Genomic DNA, 969 nt, shown 5'->3' with positions numbered 1-969 from the left:
CTTTTTCAAACTCTTCCAGGGGGATTTTCTTAAACTTTAAAAGCCTATTAATATCCTTTTCAATCTCTCTTATCCTTGAAAGAAGGACCTCTTTATTTAGAGGAATTTTTTTCATATCCTCTCCAGTAATGCTTTATCCTGCTCCTCCAATAAAGGTTTAAAATCTATATACTCTTTAACAATTTTCTCTTTGTAATTTGCAGAAAAATCCTCGGAAAAAGTATACAATATTCTTCCAGTACTTACCACTTCAAATTTTAGAGTTAATGGAGCTTTATCTAAAAAAACAATATCCAATTCTTTCTCAGGAAAAAGAGGAGAAAGAATTTCATAAAGCTGATTGTAAATTTCTAAAGAATTCTCCAAAATATTAGGATCAAGAAAAACTACGCCAATATCTATATCACTATCCTCCCTTTCCGTTCCCAGAACTGAGGAGCCAAAAATATAAATAATACCAATTTTTAATTCCTTTAATTGGGGAATAATCTTTTCAAGCATAATAAATAAAAAAGCCCCCCAAATTTGGGGGGCTTTGATTCCTAGTATATTTTAGAAGGAAACAGAGAGAGTATTTTCTAATGTGAATTGATCATTTGGATTAGTCATAAATCCATCATTTGCTCCGCCAGTATTATAATGAGCTAGTAATACATTTGTTGCTGGTCCTACAGGAGTACTAAGCCTTGCATATCCTGCAAACTTATTGTCAGAAGTCCTATATCCACTCCATACTGTTAAGGAACCAACAGGTAGAGATTGGGTAAGTTTTACCCAAGCATAGAATGTTCCTTTTTGCTCTGAAGCTTTATAAGAATATTCTCCTTTTACTGTTACATTTGGTATAGTAGTTACTTTTGCAGATACTTTATACTTATTATCTCCTCTATATTCTCCATAAAGTTCTAAACCAGTAACGGGCTTTAAAGTTGCTCCAACAATCCAAGTATAGGAAACAGAAGCATATTC

The 969-nt window shown here is 32.6% G+C and carries 2 protein-coding genes; both read right to left on the bottom strand.

What is annotated here, in order from left to right:
• Nucleotides 1-111: 111 nt before the first annotated feature.
• Nucleotides 112-501, bottom strand: a complete 390-nt coding sequence (locus NZ841_08455; GenBank protein ID MCS7202791.1) for a nucleotidyltransferase domain-containing protein — start codon at nucleotides 499-501, stop codon at nucleotides 112-114.
• A gap of 51 nt (nucleotides 502-552) precedes the next feature.
• Nucleotides 553-969: hypothetical protein (locus NZ841_08450; protein MCS7202790.1), on the bottom strand; the 417-nt coding region annotated here is incomplete at its 5' end.

The sequence above is a fragment of the Dictyoglomus sp. genome (assembly GCA_025060475.1).
Classification (GTDB): domain Bacteria; phylum Dictyoglomota; class Dictyoglomia; order Dictyoglomales; family Dictyoglomaceae; genus NZ13-RE01.
Note: the sequence above shows the minus strand (reverse complement) of the source record. Positions and strands in the feature narration are given on the sequence as shown.